The organism is Pilosibacter rotomagensis (assembly GCF_045062245.2).
GTDB lineage: Bacteria > Bacillota > Clostridia > Lachnospirales > Lachnospiraceae > Pilosibacter.
Window position 1 is genome coordinate 3,566,007 of sequence record NZ_CM170323.1, and the last position, 19,074, is coordinate 3,585,080.

15 protein-coding genes are annotated in these 19,074 nt (G+C 50.2%); 5 read left to right on the top strand and 10 right to left on the bottom strand.

The features are described 5' to 3' along the window. Positions 1–4: 4 nt before the first annotated feature. Positions 5–1,342 carry an alpha-amylase family glycosyl hydrolase gene (locus ACI3EW_RS16155; protein ID WP_405578484.1) on the top strand — a complete coding sequence of 446 codons (1,338 nt, stop codon included), beginning with the start codon at positions 5–7 and terminating at the stop codon, positions 1,340–1,342. A 3-nt stretch (positions 1,343–1,345) separates the two neighbouring features. Continuing rightward, complete coding sequence (gene glgB / locus ACI3EW_RS16160; RefSeq protein WP_329751934.1) at positions 1,346–3,283, top strand: 1,4-alpha-glucan branching protein GlgB; 1,938 nt, start codon at positions 1,346–1,348, stop codon at positions 3,281–3,283. A 186-nt stretch (positions 3,284–3,469) separates the two neighbouring features. On the opposite strand, the gene ACI3EW_RS16165 is transcribed toward glgB, so the two are convergent. The 6 genes from ACI3EW_RS16165 to ACI3EW_RS16190 all read right to left on the bottom strand — a co-directional run bounded on the left by ACI3EW_RS16165 (position 3,470) and on the right by ACI3EW_RS16190 (position 9,784). Beyond that, positions 3,470–3,829: a DUF1667 domain-containing protein gene (locus ACI3EW_RS16165; protein WP_118297605.1), complete on the bottom strand. Its 360-nt coding sequence runs from the start codon at positions 3,827–3,829 to the stop codon at positions 3,470–3,472. Positions 3,830–3,832: 3 nt separating this feature from the next. Continuing rightward, a complete protein-coding gene (locus tag ACI3EW_RS16170; protein ID WP_405578487.1) occupies positions 3,833–5,101 on the bottom strand; it encodes an NAD(P)/FAD-dependent oxidoreductase in 1,269 nt (422 codons plus the stop codon). A 17-nt stretch (positions 5,102–5,118) separates the two neighbouring features. Beyond that, positions 5,119–6,555 (bottom strand): NAD(P)/FAD-dependent oxidoreductase, encoded by a 1,437-nt coding sequence (locus tag ACI3EW_RS16175; protein WP_405578490.1) that lies wholly within the window; start codon positions 6,553–6,555, stop codon positions 5,119–5,121. A gap of 211 nt (positions 6,556–6,766) precedes the next feature. Further along, complete coding sequence (locus ACI3EW_RS16180) at positions 6,767–7,480, bottom strand: MIP/aquaporin family protein (protein WP_118531273.1); 714 nt, start codon at positions 7,478–7,480, stop codon at positions 6,767–6,769. Between the two features lie 188 nt (positions 7,481–7,668). Next, positions 7,669–9,165, bottom strand: a complete 1,497-nt coding sequence (glpK, locus tag ACI3EW_RS16185) for a glycerol kinase GlpK (RefSeq protein ID WP_405578493.1) — start codon at positions 9,163–9,165, stop codon at positions 7,669–7,671. Between the two features lie 88 nt (positions 9,166–9,253). Beyond that, complete coding sequence (locus ACI3EW_RS16190) at positions 9,254–9,784, bottom strand: glycerol-3-phosphate responsive antiterminator (RefSeq protein ID WP_405578673.1); 531 nt, start codon at positions 9,782–9,784, stop codon at positions 9,254–9,256. Between the two features lie 714 nt (positions 9,785–10,498). On the opposite strand from ACI3EW_RS16190, the gene ACI3EW_RS16195 reads away from it, so the two are divergent. Both ACI3EW_RS16195 and ACI3EW_RS16200 read left to right on the top strand, forming a co-directional pair. After that, a complete protein-coding gene (locus ACI3EW_RS16195) occupies positions 10,499–11,194 on the top strand; it encodes a response regulator transcription factor (protein ID WP_015552872.1) in 696 nt (231 codons plus the stop codon). 11 nt (positions 11,195–11,205) lie between these two features. Beyond that, positions 11,206–13,500, top strand: coding sequence for a HAMP domain-containing sensor histidine kinase (locus tag ACI3EW_RS16200; protein WP_405578497.1), 2,295 nt, complete (start codon positions 11,206–11,208; stop codon positions 13,498–13,500). A gap of 79 nt (positions 13,501–13,579) precedes the next feature. Here ACI3EW_RS16200 and ACI3EW_RS16205 read toward each other — a convergent pair whose 3' ends face one another. From ACI3EW_RS16205 to ACI3EW_RS16215, 3 genes are all read right to left on the bottom strand, one after another. Next, positions 13,580–14,704, bottom strand: a complete 1,125-nt coding sequence (locus ACI3EW_RS16205; protein ID WP_405578500.1) for a M20 family metallopeptidase — start codon at positions 14,702–14,704, stop codon at positions 13,580–13,582. Positions 14,705–14,876: 172 nt separating this feature from the next. Further along, complete coding sequence (locus tag ACI3EW_RS16210) at positions 14,877–16,232, bottom strand: MATE family efflux transporter (protein ID WP_215701931.1); 1,356 nt, start codon at positions 16,230–16,232, stop codon at positions 14,877–14,879. A 5-nt stretch (positions 16,233–16,237) separates the two neighbouring features. Continuing rightward, complete coding sequence (locus ACI3EW_RS16215) at positions 16,238–17,404, bottom strand: M20 family metallopeptidase (RefSeq protein WP_405578503.1); 1,167 nt, start codon at positions 17,402–17,404, stop codon at positions 16,238–16,240. Positions 17,405–17,737: 333 nt separating this feature from the next. Here ACI3EW_RS16215 and larE point away from each other — a divergent pair, with 333 nt between their 5' ends. Beyond that, positions 17,738–18,568, top strand: a complete 831-nt coding sequence (larE, locus tag ACI3EW_RS16220) for an ATP-dependent sacrificial sulfur transferase LarE (protein ID WP_405578506.1) — start codon at positions 17,738–17,740, stop codon at positions 18,566–18,568. A 171-nt stretch (positions 18,569–18,739) separates the two neighbouring features. Here larE and ACI3EW_RS16225 read toward each other — a convergent pair whose 3' ends face one another. Then, the gene (locus tag ACI3EW_RS16225; RefSeq protein ID WP_215701934.1) at positions 18,740–18,994 is read right to left on the bottom strand and encodes a hypothetical protein; all 255 of its coding nucleotides are present in this window, start codon (positions 18,992–18,994) and stop codon (positions 18,740–18,742) included. Positions 18,995–19,074 lie beyond the last annotated feature (80 nt).

Genomic DNA, 19,074 nt, shown 5'->3' on the forward strand with positions numbered 1-19,074 from the left:
AACCATGCATACCTGGTACGAACAGGCTGTCTTTTACCATATTTATCCCCTCGGACTTCTGGGGGCTGAGAAAACGAATACACTTACAAAAACCGCCCACCGACTCCGTGATCTTGAGACCTGGATCCCGCATATCCGCGCCTTAAACGGCTCCGCGATCTATATCGGTCCGCTCTTCGAGTCATCCACACACGGCTACGACACAAGAGATTTCCGCCTTGTCGACAGGCGCCTGGGCACAAACGAGGATTTCGCCCATTTTGTGCAGCTCTGCCACGAAAACGAGATCCGCGTTGTGGTGGATGGTGTCTTCAACCATACCGGACGCGAATTTTTCGCCTTTCAGGATATCCGGGAAAAACGCGAAGCTTCCCCTTATAAAGACTGGTATCGCGGTGTCAATTTCGGTTGGGGAAGTCCTCTTGGCGATCCGTTCGGCTACGAAGCCTGGCAGGGGCATTTCGAACTTCCGTGTTTAAATTTATGGAATCCGGATGTCCGCCAGTATCTGTTTGACTCGGTCCGCTTCTGGGTCGACAATTTTGATATCGACGGGATCCGTCTGGACTGCGCGAATGTCCTGGATTTCGGGTTCATGAAAGAGCTTCGTGAAAAAACTTCCGCCATGAAACCGGACTTCTGGCTCATGGGCGAGGTGATCCACGGCGAATACAGCCGCTGGGTCAATCCGGAAATGCTGCATTCCGTCACAAATTACGAGCTCCACAAAGCTCTCTACTCTGGTCACAACGACCACAACTACTTTGAGATTGCCCACAATGTGCGGCGCCTGGAGGCAGTCGGGAAATCGCTTTACACCTTCGTGGACAACCACGATGAAGACCGGATCGCAAGCAAGTTAAATCATCCGGCGAACCTCTTTCCGGTGTACCAGCTTCTCTTTACACTTCCGGGAATCCCTTCCATCTACTATGGAAGCGAGTGGGGGATCGAGGGAAAGCGCTCCAGAACATCCGATGAAGTCCTGCGCCCGGCGCTCACTTTATCCGGCATGGACGGAAAAGCTCCGGAACTTATTTCCCACATCGCGGCGCTCGGAAAGATCCATGCGGAACATGACGCGTTCCACAGTGGCTCTTATAAAGAACTTCTCCTCACCAACCGGCAGTATGCATTCAGCCGGTCCGGAGAACACGGCACTCTCATCTCCGCCGTCAATAATGATGAGCAGCCGGCATCCATCTCGATCCCGCTGCCATGCGCGGCTTCAGATGCCGTATCCCTGCTGCCCGGGGAAATCCCATTCTCCCTTGAAAACGGCAGACTTTCCGTCACGCTCCCGGCAAACGGCGGCGCGATCTTTAAACTTCAGGAGGTTTAAGTGATGACAAGAACAAAGAAAACCAAGGCTCCTGCCAAAACAAAAGAAATCGGTCTCGGTTTCATCACCGAACTGGACCGTTACCTCTTCGGTCAGGGGACTCATTATAAAATCTTTGAAAAACTCGGTGCTCATCAGAAAACATATAAAGGAAAAAGCGGCATGTATTTTGCCGTCTGGGCTCCGCACGCAAAAGCGGTCGGCGTTGTAGGCGATTTTAACGGCTGGGATCCGGATGCCGCACCAATGTCACCGTTAGCCGACTCGGGGATCTATGAGACATTTATTCCGGGCGTCGGCCTTGGAGAACTCTACAAATTTGCGATCACCACACAGGATGGAAAGATCCTGTTCAAAGCTGACCCGTATGCAGTCCACGCAGAATTCCGTCCGGGAACCGCTTCCATCACGGAAGACATCAGCGGTTTTAAATGGGAAGATGCAGGCTGGATGGACGCGAGAAAAAAAGCTGATCCTGTAAAATCCCCGATGGCGATCTACGAAGTTCATCTCGGCTCCTGGAGAAAGAAAGACCGCCCGCAGAAGGAAGGTTATTATACATATATGGAGGCAGCCCACGAGCTGGCCGACTATGTGAAGAAGATGGGCTACACCCATGTAGAGCTCATGGGAATTGCAGAACATCCTTATGACGGTTCCTGGGGCTACCAGGTCACCGGATACTACGCACCGACCTCCCGTTACGGCACTCCGAAGGAGTTCATGTACTTCGTAAACTACCTTCATAAAAAGGGCATCGGCGTGATCCTGGACTGGGTTCCGGCTCACTTCCCGAAAGACGCCCATGGACTTGCCGACTTTGACGGACAGCCGCTCTACGAGTACGCGGACCCGCGAAAGGGAGAACATCCGGACTGGGGCACAAAGGTCTTTGACTACAGTAAAAATGAGGTTAAAAACTTCCTGATCGCGAATGCCCTCTACTGGGTGGAAAACTTCCACGTCGACGGGCTTCGCGTGGATGCCGTTGCATCGATGCTGTATCTGGATTACGGCCGCAGCGATGGAAACTGGGTTCCGAATAAATACGGCGAGAACAAAAACCTCGAAGCGATCGAGTTCTTCCGCCACTTAAACAGCGTCCTGACCGGACATCTCACCGGCGCCATGATGATCGCCGAAGAGTCCACCGCGTGGCCGGGCGTCACAAAGGCACCGGAGGAAGGCGGCCTCGGCTTTACCTTCAAGTGGAACATGGGCTGGATGCACGATTTCCTGGAGTATATGAAACTCGACCCGTATTTCCGGAAATTCAACCACAACAAGATGACCTTCGGTATCACATACGCCACCAGTGAGAATTATATTTTAACCCTGTCTCACGATGAAGTTGTCCATCTGAAATGCTCAATGATCAACAAGATGCCTGGCTTAAACGGTGACAAGTTTGCGAACCTAAAGGCCGGATATACGTTTATGATGGGACATCCGGGCAAGAAACTGCTCTTTATGGGACAGGATTTCGGTCAGTATCACGAGTGGGATGAGAAAGTCGCCCTCGACTGGTATCTCGCCGACGAGCCGCTCCACAAAGATCTGCAGAAGTATTACAGCGATCTGCTGCATGTATACCAGAAATATCCGGCATTATGGCAGCTCGATTCCGACTGGAACGGCTTCCAGTGGATCAACGCAAATGACGGCGACCGCAGCATCTTCAGTTTTATCCGCCGCGATGAGACCGGAAAGAAGAACCTCTTATTCATCATCAACTTCACTCCGGTTGCCCGTGACGATTACCGTGTAGGTGTTCCGAAATCCGGAACCTACTCGCTGATCCTGAATTCCGAACACGGACTTTATAAACGCGGAGAGCACGCGTTCTCCGTCCGCTCCAAAAAGAGCGAGTGCGATGGTCAGCCATACTCCTTCGCATATCCGCTGCCGGCGTATGGGGCTGCGATCTTTAAATTTAACTAAAATATCAGAAATTGTCTCACCTTCACAATGGTGAGACAATTTCTGACAAAAAAGGACCTCGCAAAATCCTGAATCATGGATCCGCGAGGTCCTTTTCCCAAAATACTGTCCATTTTCCATGAAAACCAGCCGGACAGCACCTTGTTCATAACCCATACCATCTGCATTTACTGATCGCAATAAACCCTATTCCACATTCTTTGTCGCCACAACGTCCACTCCCGTTCCGGCAACATCCTTCAATATCACATCCCCGATGTGGACCGGAGCTGCGACCTCAACCGTCTTTAACGCTTTCACACAGTCGAAGATTTTTCCTTTCGGAATATCTTCCTTCGTCTTCACCGAAACCATATCGATGCTTCCGCCGGATACCCGCACAGTGGAAGTCACGATCCTCGTCGGATTTGTCACTTCTTTCCGTCCATAGATCTCGCCGCGCTTACAGGTATTTCCCGTCACGCTTACGACCTCACCGCCGTCCATCGTTACGACAAGAGGACAGCCCATCGGACAGCCGATACATGTTAATCTTCTTTCCTCCATCGTCTATGCCTCCTCGATTTTGACCGTGATCGTCTCAAGATCCGGATATTTCAAAAGATCTGCCTTTTTGAATTTCAGTTCCTCCATCTCCCCCGGTGCCACTACCGGACGTTTTCTGTGGATCACACGCTCGTCACCGAAATACGCACTCACATAGCAGTTCTTATAAACACCACCCACGCGGAAGCGGACGGTCAGCTCCTCGTCCATTCTCGCTGGATCGATGGTTCCAGGAACTGTGTAGCGCACACCTTCGATCGGCTTTAAGACGATCTCATGTCCGCCGGACGGACGGTTCTCGCCCTGTTTCACATAGGCCGCCGCATTCTTTCCGGCAATCGCCGCCTCCTCAGATACAAAATCCACGAGATCATGGACATGAAGCACATTTCCGCAGGCGAAAACACCCTCAATATTTGTTTCAAGACTCTCATTGACCTTCGGTCCGGATGTCACCGGGTTCATGTCCACACCCATTCCTCTGGATATCTCATTCTCCGGGATCAGTCCGACAGAGAGGAGCAGCGTATCACAGCTGTATTCCTCCTCCGTTCCCGGGATCGGCTTTCCTTTTCCGTCTACCTGCGCCAGCGTAATTCCTTCCAGCCGTTCTTTTCCTCTGATGTCTACAACCGTATGACTTAACTTCAACGGAATTCCGTAGTCATCGAGACACTGGACGATATTTCTCTTTAAACCGCCGGAATAAGGCATCAGCTCCGCGACAACCTTGACTTTCGCGCCCTCAAGCGTCATACGTCTTGCCATGATGAGACCGATATCTCCGGATCCCAGGATCACGACTTCGCGTCCCGGCATATATCCCTCAATGTTTACAAGCCTCTGAGCCGTACCTGCAGAGAAGATTCCCGCCGGTCGATATCCGGGAATATTTAAAGCGCCTCTCGACCGCTCTCTGCATCCCATTGCGAGGATCACTGCCTTCGCCCGGATCTCGAAGAGACCTTCTTCCCGGTTCATGGCTGTCACGATCTTCTGCTCACTGATATCCATGACCATGGTATTCAGTTTATACTCGATATTTAATTCTTCTGCCTGTTTAATAAACCGTCCCGCGTACTCCGGACCCGTGAGTTCTTCCTTGAAGGTGTGGAGTCCAAAGCCGTTATGAATGCACTGGTTTAAGATTCCGCCTAACTCCCTGTCACGTTCCAGAATCAGAATACTCTCGATTCCGTTTTTCTTCGCGGAAACTGCAGCGGCAAGACCCGCCGGTCCGCCTCCGATGATCACAATATCATACGATTTCATGCTCTGACACCTCCCTTTTATAACGAATCCTTATTGATTCCCTTGACGATCTGCGAGTTTCCGCCGGATTTTGTGATCTCAAACATGCTCTTATGGCATTCTCTCGCAAGGATCTCCATAGTTCTCGGGGAACAGAATCCTGCCTGGCAACGCCCCATTCCGGCTCTCGTTCTGCGTTTTACTCCGTCTAAGGATTTTGCGCCTAAAGGTCTTCGGATCGCATCGATGATCTCGCCTTCTGTGATCATCTCGCATCGGCAGATAATATTTCCGTACTCTGGTTTTTCCTTAATTAACTGGATTCGTTCTTCCTTACTTAAAGTATTCGGATTCAGAACACCTTTTCTCGTCGCGATGAAGTTCTCTTTTTCCTTGAGATCCATCTTCTCTTTCAGGATATCTGCCACCATCTCACCGATCGCCGGGGAGCTTGTCAGACCCGGAGACTCGATTCCCGCACAGTCGATAAAGCCTTTCGCGTCCTCCAGCTCACCGATCAGGAATTCATGTCCATCCTCATGGGCACGGAGTCCTGCGAAGGAAGTGATCACCTGGCGCATCGGAATGTTCTTCACATTCATCTCTGCCTTTGTGATAACCTCATTTAAGCCCTCTCTCGTCGTATTGGTTCCCTCTTTATTCTCAATATCGATCGCTGTCGGTCCCACCAGCAGATTTCCGTGGACCGTCGGAGTCACAAGAACGCCTTTTCCGTATTTTCCGGGAAGAGCAAACACCGTATGGCTCACATGATTTCCGGCAGTTTTATCGAGCAGACAGTAATCTCCACGTCTTGGGGTGATATGGATCTTCTTGTTGCTTACCATATTGTGGAATTTGTCTGCGTAGACACCCGCCGCGTTCACGACATACCGCGTCTTATACGTGCCCTTGCTTGTCCGGATCTCCCAGCCGTCTTCCACCGGTCTTAAGTCGGTGACCTCCGTATCAAAATGGAATTCTACTCCATTCGCGTTGGCATTCTCCGCCATCGCGATATTTAAGTTAAACGGACATACGATTCCGCCTGTGGGCGCGTAGAGAGCTGCGCATGCCTCATCGGAAATATTCGGCTCCATTGCCCGCAGTTCTTCCCGGTTTAAGATCCTGAGACCCGGAACTCCGTTTATGATTCCTCTTTTATAAAGAGCTTCAAGCCCCGGCATCTCGTCTTCATGCAGGCAGACTACCAGTGAACCATTTCTCTTAAACGGAAAATCCAGGTCCTTCGACAGTTGTTCCATCATTTCATTTCCGCGTACATTGAGTTTTGCCATCAGGGAGCCTTCCGCCGCGTCATAGCCCGCGTGGACAATAGCACTGTTTGCCTTGGAAGTACCGCAGCAGACATCCTCCTCTTTCTCCAGCACACAGATTTTTGCCTGATAGCGCGACAATTCTCTCGCAGATGCCGCCCCGGCTACTCCTGCTCCGATTATGATCACATCATACATTTACCGTTCACTCCTTTACATCCTGTCTCTTTTAGAAGATTTCCGCCATATCCCACTTGGGAATCCGGCGGCGTCCGTCCTTGAGAGAAAAGAGCCCGCCAAGTAAACGCATACCCTTATGCGGTTATCCTGTCAGGCTCTCTCATCTCACGCCACAATTATCCGATTGTCAAGCTGTACTGCACCGGGCACAGCCCTCTGTTATTTTATCCTACCACGGGATCGCTCCATAAAGGAGAACCGCCACGATTGCGCCGATGATCGGTCCAACGATCGGAACTACGAGACCGTAAGAGAAGTTGGAATCGCCTTTGCCCTTGATCGGAAGGACTGCATGTGCAAGACGAGGTCCTAAATCTCTTGCTGGGTTGATCGCATAACCGGTAAGTCCGCCGAGGGACATACCTACGGAAACGATAATTCCGAATACGAAGAGTTTATCAACACCTGTGGAAAGTCCTGTTACATTGCCGATACCTTTGATCGCGAAAACGAGGATAAATGTACCGACTGCTTCGCTTAAAATGTTTAATCCAGTGTTCGGGATCGATGGACCTGTACAGAATACGCCAAGCTTTGTTCCCGGATCTTCTGTAGCGTCAAACTGTCCCTTGAAGAGCAGGTAAACGATCGATGCGCCGACAAATGCACCTGCCATCTGTGCGATCACATATCCGGGCACCATAGACCATGCGAAACTTCCGTCAACCGCAAGAGCGATCGTGAGCGCAGGGTTAAAGGATGCGCCGGAAGCTTCTCCGAAGATAAATGCCGGTACCAGAACCGCAAGGCCCCATGCCAGTGTGATCTGGACAGCTCCTGCACCTTTCATTCCGGACTTGTTAAGGTTTACGTTTGCAACAACACCATCACCGAGGATGATAAGCATCATGGTTCCAAGAAACTCTGCAATATAAGGCAGCATAAAAAATCCCCCTTTTTGTTGTTTTAGTCATCTCCGGCTTTCGTTCCCCCCCAAAAGCCGGAGACAGTTTTCTGTTTTTTCAAAACTTTCTGTTTTGTTTCAACAACTTTGAGTAATCATTCCATTCAAGTCCGTTCTCTGCAAGCCGCAATTCTTACCCGAAACCTTTTCCTCATTTTATATCTCGTTTAGTCTTCCTTCGCCCATCCGTAAGCGTATTTCACAGCCTTATTCCAGCCTTTGATCCGTTTTTCTCTCTCAGCCGCTTCGATCTTCGGCTCGAATGTCTTATCGATTGCCCAGTTCTTGATAACGTCTTCCTTGCTGCTCCAGTAACCAACTGCGAGACCTGCAAGATAAGCAGCCCCCATAGCTGTCGTCTCTACACACTGTGGACGGTTCACCGGTGCGTTGATGATATCGGCCTGTGTCTGCATTAAGAAGTCGTTGGCACTTGCGCCGCCGTCAACCTTAAGAGCCGCAAGCTCGATACCGGAATCTGCCTTCATCGCTTCCAGAACGTCGTTTACCTGGTATGCGAGGGATTCCAGAGTCGCGCGGATAATGTGGTACTTATTGACACCGCGGGTGATTCCTACGATCGTTCCGCGCGCGTACTGATCCCAGTGCGGAGCTCCGAGACCTGTGAATGCCGGTACAACATAGCAGCCGTTCGTATCCTTTACTTTTTTCGCCATGTACTCGGAATCCGGTGCGGAATCGATAATTCTTAACTCATCGCGGAGCCACTGGATCGCAGCGCCTGCAACGAAGATAGAGCCCTCAAGAGCGTAGTTGACTTTTCCGTCTAAGCCCCATGCAATTGTTGTAACAAGACCATTCTTTGAGAAAATCGGCTTCTCACCGGTGTTCATCAACATGAAGCAGCCGGTTCCGTATGTATTCTTCGCTTCACCAGGATTGAAGCAGGTCTGTCCGAACAGTGCGGACTGCTGGTCACCAGCAGCGCCTCCGATCGGGATCGGTCCGCCGAGGTAAGACGGATCTGTCTCGCCGTAAATGCAGCTTGACGGCTTCGGCTCCGGAAGAATACACTTCGGGATATCGAGTTCCGCTAAGATCTCATCATCCCACTGCAAAGTATTGATATTGAAGAGCATTGTACGGGACGCGTTGGAATAGTCTGTGACATGAACCGCGCCCTTTGTAAGTTTCCAGATCAGCCATGTCTCAACCGTACCGAATAACAGCTCGCCCTTCTCCGCTCTTTCTCTCGCGCCCGGTACATTGTCAAGCAGCCATTTTACCTTTGTGCCTGAGAAGTATGCATCGATCACGAGGCCTGTTTTCTCTCTGAACTTGTCGGTCTGGCCTTTTTCTTTTAAGGTGTCGCAGTATTCCGATGTTCTGCGGCACTGCCAGACGATCGCGTGATGGATCGGCTCTCCGGTATTCTTATCCCAGACGATCGTTGTCTCACGCTGGTTTGTGATACCGATCGCCGCGATGTCCTCTGCGGTGGCACCGATCATGTTCATCGCCTCTACGGCAACACCCAGCATACTTGCCCAGATCTCGTCTGCATCGTGCTCTACCCAGCCCGGCTTCGGGAAGTACTGGGTAAACTCTCTCTGCGCTACACTGCACATCTCACCTTTTTCGTTGAACAGGATACACCTGTTGCTGGTTGTCCCCGCGTCGAGTGCCATTACATACTTTGCCATACCAATTCCTCCTTCAATATAGTTTTTCCCATGCTTTATCTCAACTGCCCTTTTCCCGGCGTTGAAACAGCTTGTGTTATCAGTCTATTCACAGCTTCCAGACTTCATGATTCGTAGATGAAACTGCCATCGCTCCTGCTGAGAGGGCGCTCATAACGGATTCTTTCTCGGAGATCAGTCCACCCGCGATGATCGGCGCTTTCGACACCTTACACATCTTTGAGATGACCTGCGGCATGATTCCCGGAAGAACCTCGATATAATCCGGCTTCACCTGATGCTGCTGCTGTCTTAAATTTTCATATGCCATGGAATCCAGTAAAAAGCACCTCTGGACCGTTATGAAATTCAGTTCATTTCCCCTCCTGATCAATGGGACCTTTGTACTAATGATCCCATCTGCCTCTGTCGACATTTTAATGAAGTCCACCACGATCTCCTTGCTGCTTAAGCCCACGATCAGGTCTACATGCACGATTGCGATCTTCCCAGCGTCCTTTAGGCGTTTTACGATCGTCCGGATCGTACAGATATCGCCGAACAGGACGAATACCACTCGGATCTCTTCCAGAGAACAGCAAAGTTCCAGATCATCCATGTTTTTGATCGCTGTGATGATCGGGTTTTATTCCAGTGCCTGATAAAAATAATGTTTCACTAAACTTTTCTCCATTTCTCAAAAAGAAAAGGAGCGCACCAAGCAACAGCTAATCGTTAGCTGATTACATTTTGCTCTCCTATCACGGCTTCTTTTTTAAGTTAACTCAATCATAGCATATTGCACAATTATTATCAACCATTTCACGGCAAAATATATATTTTGTACAAACCTCACAAAATTTTCTATATTTTTTTATTGTTTTAACCTCTTGCGTGATTATTTGTCCCTCGCTTTCACAACATTATACACAAATTTTTGCGTTCATATTTTTTTACCTATGTCACTGCATCAAATCGCCGCGTCGTACCAAAAGCTTTTCTGAACTGAAAATTCTGTACAATACAGTAACTCCTTTGTTACTTTTCATGGGTAGAAATTTTCTGAACTGAAAATTCCGTATGATACCGTTATGGCCGCGGATTTTGCCGATTCGGAATGCGAAGCATCGGCAAAATCCTGTTACAGTGCGCGGGCATAGAGTACCCGTGTACTGTAACACCCCTTTACATTTCTACATAAAAATTTAAGAACGTTCCTTATGTTTTTGCGTCATTTTTATGCTATACTGGATTATGATGTATTTTTTCTTTGATTTGATTTTTTCGTAACTGGAAATATGGTCAGTTACGATTTTTCATCTTTTATTATGTCTGATATGAGGAGGAATCGATTATGCCAACCATTCTCGTCTGCGATGACGACAAACAGATCGTAGAGGCGATCAATATTTATCTGACCGGCGAAGGTTTCAATGTAATTAAGGCCTACGACGGCTACGAAGCACTGGAGCTTCTGGAGAAGAATGAAGTAAACTTAATGATCGTGGATGTCATGATGCCGGGTCTCGACGGGATCCGCACCACACTTAAGGTCCGCGAGACCAGCAGTATCCCGATCATCATCCTCTCCGCGAAATCTGAGGATACCGACAAGATCTTAGGCTTAAATATCGGCGCTGACGACTATATCACAAAGCCGTTTAACCCATTAGAGCTGGTAGCCCGCGTAAAATCTCAGCTCCGCCGCTACACCCAGCTCGGAAATTTAAACCAGCAGGGCAGCTCCCAGGTCTACAAGTGCGGCGGACTGATGATCAACGATGAGAACAAGGAAGTTACCGTCGACGGAGAGCCAATCAAGCTGACCCCCATCGAGTACAACATCCTGCTTCTTCTCGTGAAGAACGCGGGGAAGGTTTTCTCTATTGACCAAATTTACGAAAAAATCTGGAATGAAGACGCAATTGGTGCAGATAACACTGTTGCCGTCCACATCCGCCATATCCGCGAGAAAATCGAGATCAACCCGAAAGAACCCCGCTACTTAAAGGTAGTCTGGGGCGTCGGCTATAAGATCGAGAAGCAGTAAGGAGAGTCCAGATGGCAGAAAAAAAGACAAACTCATTTTTCAAGCGTCTCGTCGGCTTCCTTCACTTTCTCTTTGCCTGCGTGACACTCGTCGGAATCGGGTTCATGTATTTAAACAGCAACTACGGCCGGGGTCTCGACTGGATCAAGACGGAGACCTTTGAACAGTCCCCGGATTTCAGCAAAAAAGTCCAGGCAGATATCACAAATATCTTCGATTATGTCCAGTATCAGGATATTTTCGAGGTAAACGGTGAGGTCGACTACTCCCAGGTCGTCCTGGAAGTCACCACGGGACCTGGCGGTGAGAAATCCTACACTCTGGACGATATTATCCAGTACGGAAAATCCCTGGGCTACTACATGGACGAGTCCGACAACTACGCGTTAAAGGGCGGTCCGGAGACTCTGTCCGAGGAAGACCAGGAACAGGTCTATGTCCGCTACCGCTGCTACCAGTCTGAGGAAGACCTAACGAGCCCGGATCAGTCTTTCTCGACGATGCCGGACCTGACGTATGAGATCTTAAGGCGTTTCTCTTCCTACTACTCGATCTACTCGAGACTCATGAGCGACTTTACGAATCTCTATTTCCGCGTGGCGTACTACTCAAAAAATAATGCGATCTATGAGATCCATACCAACGCGCCGGAGATGTCCAACGATGACATTATGGCCATGGGAAGATATATCTACTATTCCGGAGACTCCAACGACCTTGCGGTCCGGACGAACTTCGAATCCAACTTTCCGAGTATCCCGGCGCTGATGTCGAAAAATAACCCGTACAACGGCAACAGCTACTATGTGGTCATCGGTCTCGACACATCCTATAAGGCGAACGATGACTATGCCCAGGCATATACCGCCTATAATAAGTCCCGCGTGAATTTCTCCAACGGACTTTATATTACGATCGCGGGACTTGCCGGTTCCCTCGTGACCTTCGCATTCCTGCTGTTCCTGTCCGGACATGCGTCGATCTCTGACCGGACCATCACGCTTTACCCATTTGACCGGACAAAAACGGATTTCATGCTGCTCCTGATGGCATTCGTGTCCTACCTCTGCATCCACATCATGGCGCCAGTGACATCAAAGCTCCTGCATCTGGTAGTGGTATCCGATTACTGGGACCGCGCAAACCTTTTAGTGGCCTTCGGATACCTGTATTTCTGCGTCATCCTGACCTTCTTCAGCCTGATCCGCAGATACAAGGCGGAGACACTCTGGAAAAACAGCTTTCTGCATGATCTTACAGAAACACTCTCCGAGAGCACATTCCGCTACCGGATCACAATAGGCTTTGTGCTGTATCTTGCATACAACGTATTCATGATCACCGTTGGGGCATTCATGATCTTCCATCATGAAAATTCCGTATTCCAGTTCATGCCGTTCATCTTCGTGATGATCGCCTGGATCGCCGGAAACCTTCTGGTATTCTACTTTATCTACCGGAATGCGGACCAGACGGACAAGATCCATGCCGCCATCGAAAAACTCGCCTCCGGGGAGACGAGCTACAAGGTGGATGTCAATGATTTCTCGAGTCTGGAGGCGGAACTCGCCGAAGGACTGAACCGTATCAGTTACGGTCTGGAGACAGCTCTTGCCGAACAGGTAAAGAGCGAACGCCTGAAGGCCGACCTGATCACAAACGTGTCCCACGATATCAAGACACCGTTGACCTCCATCATCAACTATGTGGACCTCATCAAGCGCCAGCATATCGAAGATCCGACCGTTCAGAAATATCTGGAGGTTCTGGATCAGAAATCCCAGCGTTTAAAGACGCTGACCGAGGATCTTGTCGAGGCATCCCGCGCAAGCTCCGGAAATATCAAGCTGGAGATCACAAATATCGATTTCGTAGAACTTGTCCAGCAGACGACCGGAGAATTTGAGGAAAAATACGCGATCCGCCATCTGGAGATCGTCAACACACTTCCGAACGAGGTCATCATGATCGAGGCAGACGGACGAAGGCTATGGCGTGTCCTTGAAAACCTCTATAATAACGCATTCAAGTACGCGTTAGAGGGAACCCGCGTCTACGTCACGATCGAGGACCATGGCGCCGACGTTGTGTTCACGATCAAGAATGTGTCCGCAAACCCGTTAAACATCAGCCCGGATGAGCTCACCGAGCGATTCGTCCGCGGTGACGTTTCCCGAACCACGGAGGGAAGCGGACTTGGACTTTCCATTGCGAAAGACCTGACAACTCTTCAGGGCGGAAAGTTCGAGCTGATCATCGATGGCGACCTGTTTAAGGCGCAGATCACGTTTCCAATCAAAAACTAAATATCTTCTTATAAACAGAGAGCGTACCACCTTTTTTAGGCAATACGCTCTCTGTTTATATCTTATGTATTGAAATCTCTCAGATCGTCAGCACAAACGAAGCCAGCATCGCGATCCTCGGAATATACTGGTCGATCAGGATGTACTCGTTTGCGGAGTGGGCCCCGTCACCGGCTGCGCCGAGACCGTCAAGGGTCGGGATACCCAGAGCAGACACCTCGTTTCCATCGCTGCCGCCGCCCACAAACTGATGGGAAAACTTAAGCCCGACCTTCTCGCCGCAGATCTTCGCCTTCTCGAAGAGCGCCATGTTCGCCTCCGTCTCCTCCATCGGCATCTTGCTGTCCCGTTCGATGACTTCCCTTGTGGTTCCCGGAACCGTCGTCCTGATCTCGTTGATCGCCTTGCGGATCCTGTCGCCCTCGGCGGCTGTCTTTACGCGGCAGTCGATCTCGATCTCTGCCTTTGCCGGAACAACGTTCGGTTTTGTACCGCCGCTGCAAACGCCCACATTGACGGTAGTTCCAGCCTCGTAATCTGTCAGTTTCTGGATCGCGAGGATCTCATGTGCCAGCTCCTCGATGGCGTTGATCCCCTCTTTATGGGCATTTCCCGCATGGGATGCCTTTCCGTGAATCCTTACGGTAAAACGGACAAGGCCTTTTCTTCCTGTCTTTAAATCTCCGTTCGCTGTACACGGCTCGCAGACAAGCGCCGCCTTCGCGTCCTTCGCAAGCTCACAAATGATATCGGTAGACTCAGCACTTCCGGTCTCCTCGTCACCGTTAAAGATGAATTCCAGCCTCTTTCCCGGATCGATCCCAAGATCCTTATATGCCTTTACAGTCCAGATCGCGGAAATAAGTCCGCCTTTCATGTCATAAACACCCGGTCCGTGGAGCTCATTTCCTTCTGTATAATACTTCAGCGCACCGATGAGATGTACGGTGTCATAATGACCGATAAACAGGATCTTCTCCGTACCCTTTCCATACTGGAACCGCACCGGACAGTGTCCGTTCTCCGCTTCGTAGACAAAGCTGTCCTCTCCTGTGCGCTCCTTGATCAGCATGATCAGCTTTTCCCGCACCTTTGCCAGAGCCTCAATATCTGAAGTGCTGGCCTCTGTCAGGACTAGAGATTTTAAGTCCTCAAAGATCTCCGTCTCATGTTCTTTTAAGTAAGCAAGTATTTTCTGTTCCATGATTTCTGTCCTTTCTTCTGTAATTGATACTGTATGCCCTTCCGGCCAACCAGATCGATCCGTTTTCATTTTACATCAAATCTGAACCATCGGAACTATTTTTTCATATTTCATAAAATCTGCCTGCACTTTTGTACAGCATTTCTCAGTCCGGAGATTTCCTATCCGTATATTACTTCTTTATCACGCGGACCTTCTTCCATTTTCCTGTCAGATACCATCCAAACGAGATCACATAATTCGCGGCCCAGCCAAGGGGAACCGCCATCCATGCTACCTGAATCCCGTAGACCGGAGCAAACAGGTTCGTCACGCTGACACGGATCGCGAGATTCACGAGATTTGCCACCGTAAATGCCGTCACATCACCTGCGCCGCGCAGCAGACCGTCCGTGGACGCCTTGAGGCCGATAAACGAGTAGAAAAACGATAAGAACTTCACATAACTGAGTCCCACCGAATACGCCTCACTGCTGCCGCTGTCAAGGAACAGGGACACGAACGCGCCTCCTGCCAGCTGGTACATCACGCAGAGCACAGCACCCGCCGTCAGGACGATCACATAACACATGCGGTAACCTTCCTTCACCCGGTCGATCTTTCCGGCTCCCATATTCTGGGCTGTGAAGGTTGACATAGCATTTCCCATGGCCAGCATCGGCACGATACTCAAGGACTCGATCCGCATGCCTGCGGAGTATCCGGCGATTGCCGTGGAGCCGAAGCTGTTGATCACAGACTGGACCAGCAAAATTCCGATCTGTACGATGGACTGCTGCAGCGTGGACGGAACGGCGATTTTCACCATGGAGACCGCCATCTCTCCGCTGTAGAGACGCACCGGCTCCTCGGCAGGATACCCCTTTAGCTTCCGCATCAAAAGAAGGAAGGAGATCACCGCCGAGATTCCCTGTGCGATCAGTGTCGCCAGCGCAACGCCCCGGACACCCTGCTTGAAAACGATCACAAGGATCATGTCCAACGCGATGTTTAACAGGGAAGAAAAGATCAGAAGGTACAGCGGCTTCTTTGAATCTCCCAACGCGTTGAAGATCGATGCCTGAACGTTATACATGAACAGGAACGGCAGTCCGATAAAGTAGATCGCCAGATACAGCGCCGCGTCGGAGAAGATATCCTCCGGTACGTTGACGAGATTCAGGATCCGGTTGTTGAACAGGATCCCCACTGCTGCCAGAAACGCCGCAATCCCAAGGAAATTGAACATCGTCGTGTAGACTGCCGTCTTCATCTTCGCGAGTTTTCCCGCCCCCAGAAACTGGGAGATCACCACGGAGCTTCCGATTCCGCCGCCGATGGCGATGGCGATAAAGACGTTCGTGATCGCATAGGATGCGCCAACCGCCGCTAACGCCTGTTCCCCGACGAATTTTCCTACCACTACTGAGTCCGTGATGTTGTAAAACTGCTGAAATAGATTTCCGAGTATCATCGGAAGCACGAAGAAAAGCAGGGATTTTCCCGGATTGTCCGTCAGCATGTCATATTTTTTTCTTGTCTCTTTCATGTCTGTCAAAACGTAATGATGGAAGCCAATGCCAGTTTCGCTCTGGAAAACAGCGTCTCAGCTACCGCATACTCCTCCATTGAATGATTGTTCGCGCCCTTGACGCCCATGGCGCAAACTACCGGAACGCCTTCCGCCGCAGCCAGGCAGGAATCGGACCATCCGCCGACTTTCTTTGTCTGCAGCTTTCCGTAACCGATCATGTCTGCCGCCTTCTGGACATGGCGGAAAAGCTCCAGATTTTTCTCCGATACCGGCATTACCGTACTCGGCTTCGTCCAGGTCACATCTGCCGTCGTGTCCGGGACAGTTCTCGTCTCCGCAATCTTTTTGATCGTCTGAAGTGTTTCCTCAAGGCGCTCAAAGCTGTCGTAGCGGATATCGATTCCAACCTCACAGGACGCAGCCACTGCGTTTGCAACCGTTCCGCCCTGGATCACCCCTACATTCACAAAAAGTCCATGTTCAAAGTCATGAAGTTTCTGGATCTCGATGACCTTATGCGCCATCTCCAAAATTGCGTTTCTTCCGCGCTGTGGATCATTTCCAGCATGGGCCGCGACTCCGTGAACGGTGAGTGTCACACGGCAGGAACCTTTTCTTCCGACAACGAGTCCGTCATCGATAAATCCCGTCTCAAAGTTGAATGCCGCCGCACATCCCGCGCAGAGCTTCCGGATCTCTGACTCCGCATTTGTCTGACGGTGTCCGTTCTCCTCATCTCCCGCAAAGACAACGCGGATCGGGCGTTTCCCATATCCATATTCATGGAGCGCTTTTAAAATATAGACAGCGATCACAAGTCCCGCCTTCATATCCAGAACTCCCGGTCCGTGGGCATTTCCGTTCTCATCGATGCGGAACGGATTTTTCTCCAGCGTGCCTTTCGCGAATACCGTGTCCATGTGTCCGATCAGGACGATGGGCTGGCCTGCTGCCTCTTTATGCCATACGCCTGTCAGAAGGTTTCCGAAACGTTCCATCGGGATCACAGCTGTCTCCACTCCGGCACTTTCCAGTTCATCCTTTAAGACCGCACCTACCCGGTCAACGCCCTCTTTATCCGGGGTTCCGCTTTCGATAGAAACGATCTTTTCCCATAGCGACAGCATCTCGTCCCTGTGACGGTCTATATACGCGGATGTCTTCACGATTAGTTCTCTGTCTTCCATAGCCTGCATCCTCCTTGTCATTTTATTCATCTATGATATAACAAACATACTGAAATGAAAATACTGAAAATCTATAAAAATCGGGAATTCCGTCTGACGGTAACACCTTCCCGGTTACACGCTTGACTTCTGCGTCTCTGCGAATTATAATGAATAAATTAAACCTACCATTTTACTATGAAGATATGACCGCCCGTACGAGGCTGCTAAAATAAACGCTCCGCGAGGATGCGCAGTGATTTTGATAGAAATATGTCAGCTTCTCTGGCCAGAATCACGCGGCAAGTCTCACGGACGTTCAACTTGAGAATATGAAAGGACGGAGAATTCCTTATGAACAACACGATCAACGTTTCCATAGACTGCGTTCCGGCCGCACTCCGGGAATTTTTTGCGGAACATTCTACCATCGCTCTGGCTTTTTCCGGCGGAACGGATTCCTCTTATCTTCTCTATGCCGCAAAGGCCTGCGGAGCAAATGTACATGCCTACTATGTCTCCACGCCGTTCCAGCCGCAATTTGAGTTAGATGACGCGAAGCTTCTCGCTGAATCGTTACACGCGGACATGACGGTCCTGCCCTTTGATGTGCTGACAGATAAAGTCGTAAAGAGCAACCCGAAAGACCGCTGCTACTACTGCAAGAATCAGGTATTCGGCGGAATCCTGAAAGCCGCAAAAGAGGACGGCTTTACCGAGATCATGGACGGAACGAATGCCTCCGATGACGCCGGTGACCGCCCGGGCATGCGCGCTTTAAAAGAAATGAAGGTACTGTCCCCGCTGCGCCTTTCCAGAGTGACAAAAACGGCACTCCGGGAATACTCCCGAAATGCCGGATTATTTACATGGAACAAGCCCGCCTACGCCTGTCTTGCGACGAGAGTTCCATCGGGAATTTCCATCGAATCTTCTGTATTAAAGGATGTGGAATGGGCGGAGAAATCCCTCTCCGACCTTGGATTCCGTGACTTCCGCGTCCGCGTGTACCCGGATCCTGCTGCCGGTGATACAAAACCCGACGCGCCGTGGTGTGCGAAGCTCCAGCTCACCGAGGACATGATCCCGAAGCTTATGGAGCAGCGGAAGGAGATCTGCGCGCTCTTAAAGCAGAGATTTACGGATGTGACACTGGATCTTGTGGCGAGAACACCGTCGATGTAGGGAACGTCTCCCACATCTGTACATCAGATCTAATGCTCTGTATACGCAGATCAGCTAAAGTCTATAAAACAAGGAACGAGTATAACCGGCTTAACTTCACCGGTCATACTCGCTCTTAAAATATTTTTCACCCCGGAAACTTCCGGGCCTTTTTGTATACAGGATTCCTCTCTATGTCACCTCATTCAGCCACGCCACAGCGGCTTTGATCCCGTCCTCGCTGAACTCAAATTCCTGATACGTCTTTTTTTCATCTTCCGTCACAGAAAAAATAAACGGCCCCGGCCAGGTGACCGCCTGAATCTTATCCGGCTCACCTTCCTCTCCGCTGATCTTCCGGATCATGAAATTCGTTCCCTTTTCACTTCCGGTAAATACTGTTTTCTTTAAATATGGAATGGAGATCATTCCTGTCAGATCGATCATAACAACCTCTTTTCTTCTTTTCCGTTGCAAATTGCTAAAGTGTTCGCTATACTTACACCATAAACCACCTGTACAGGAAT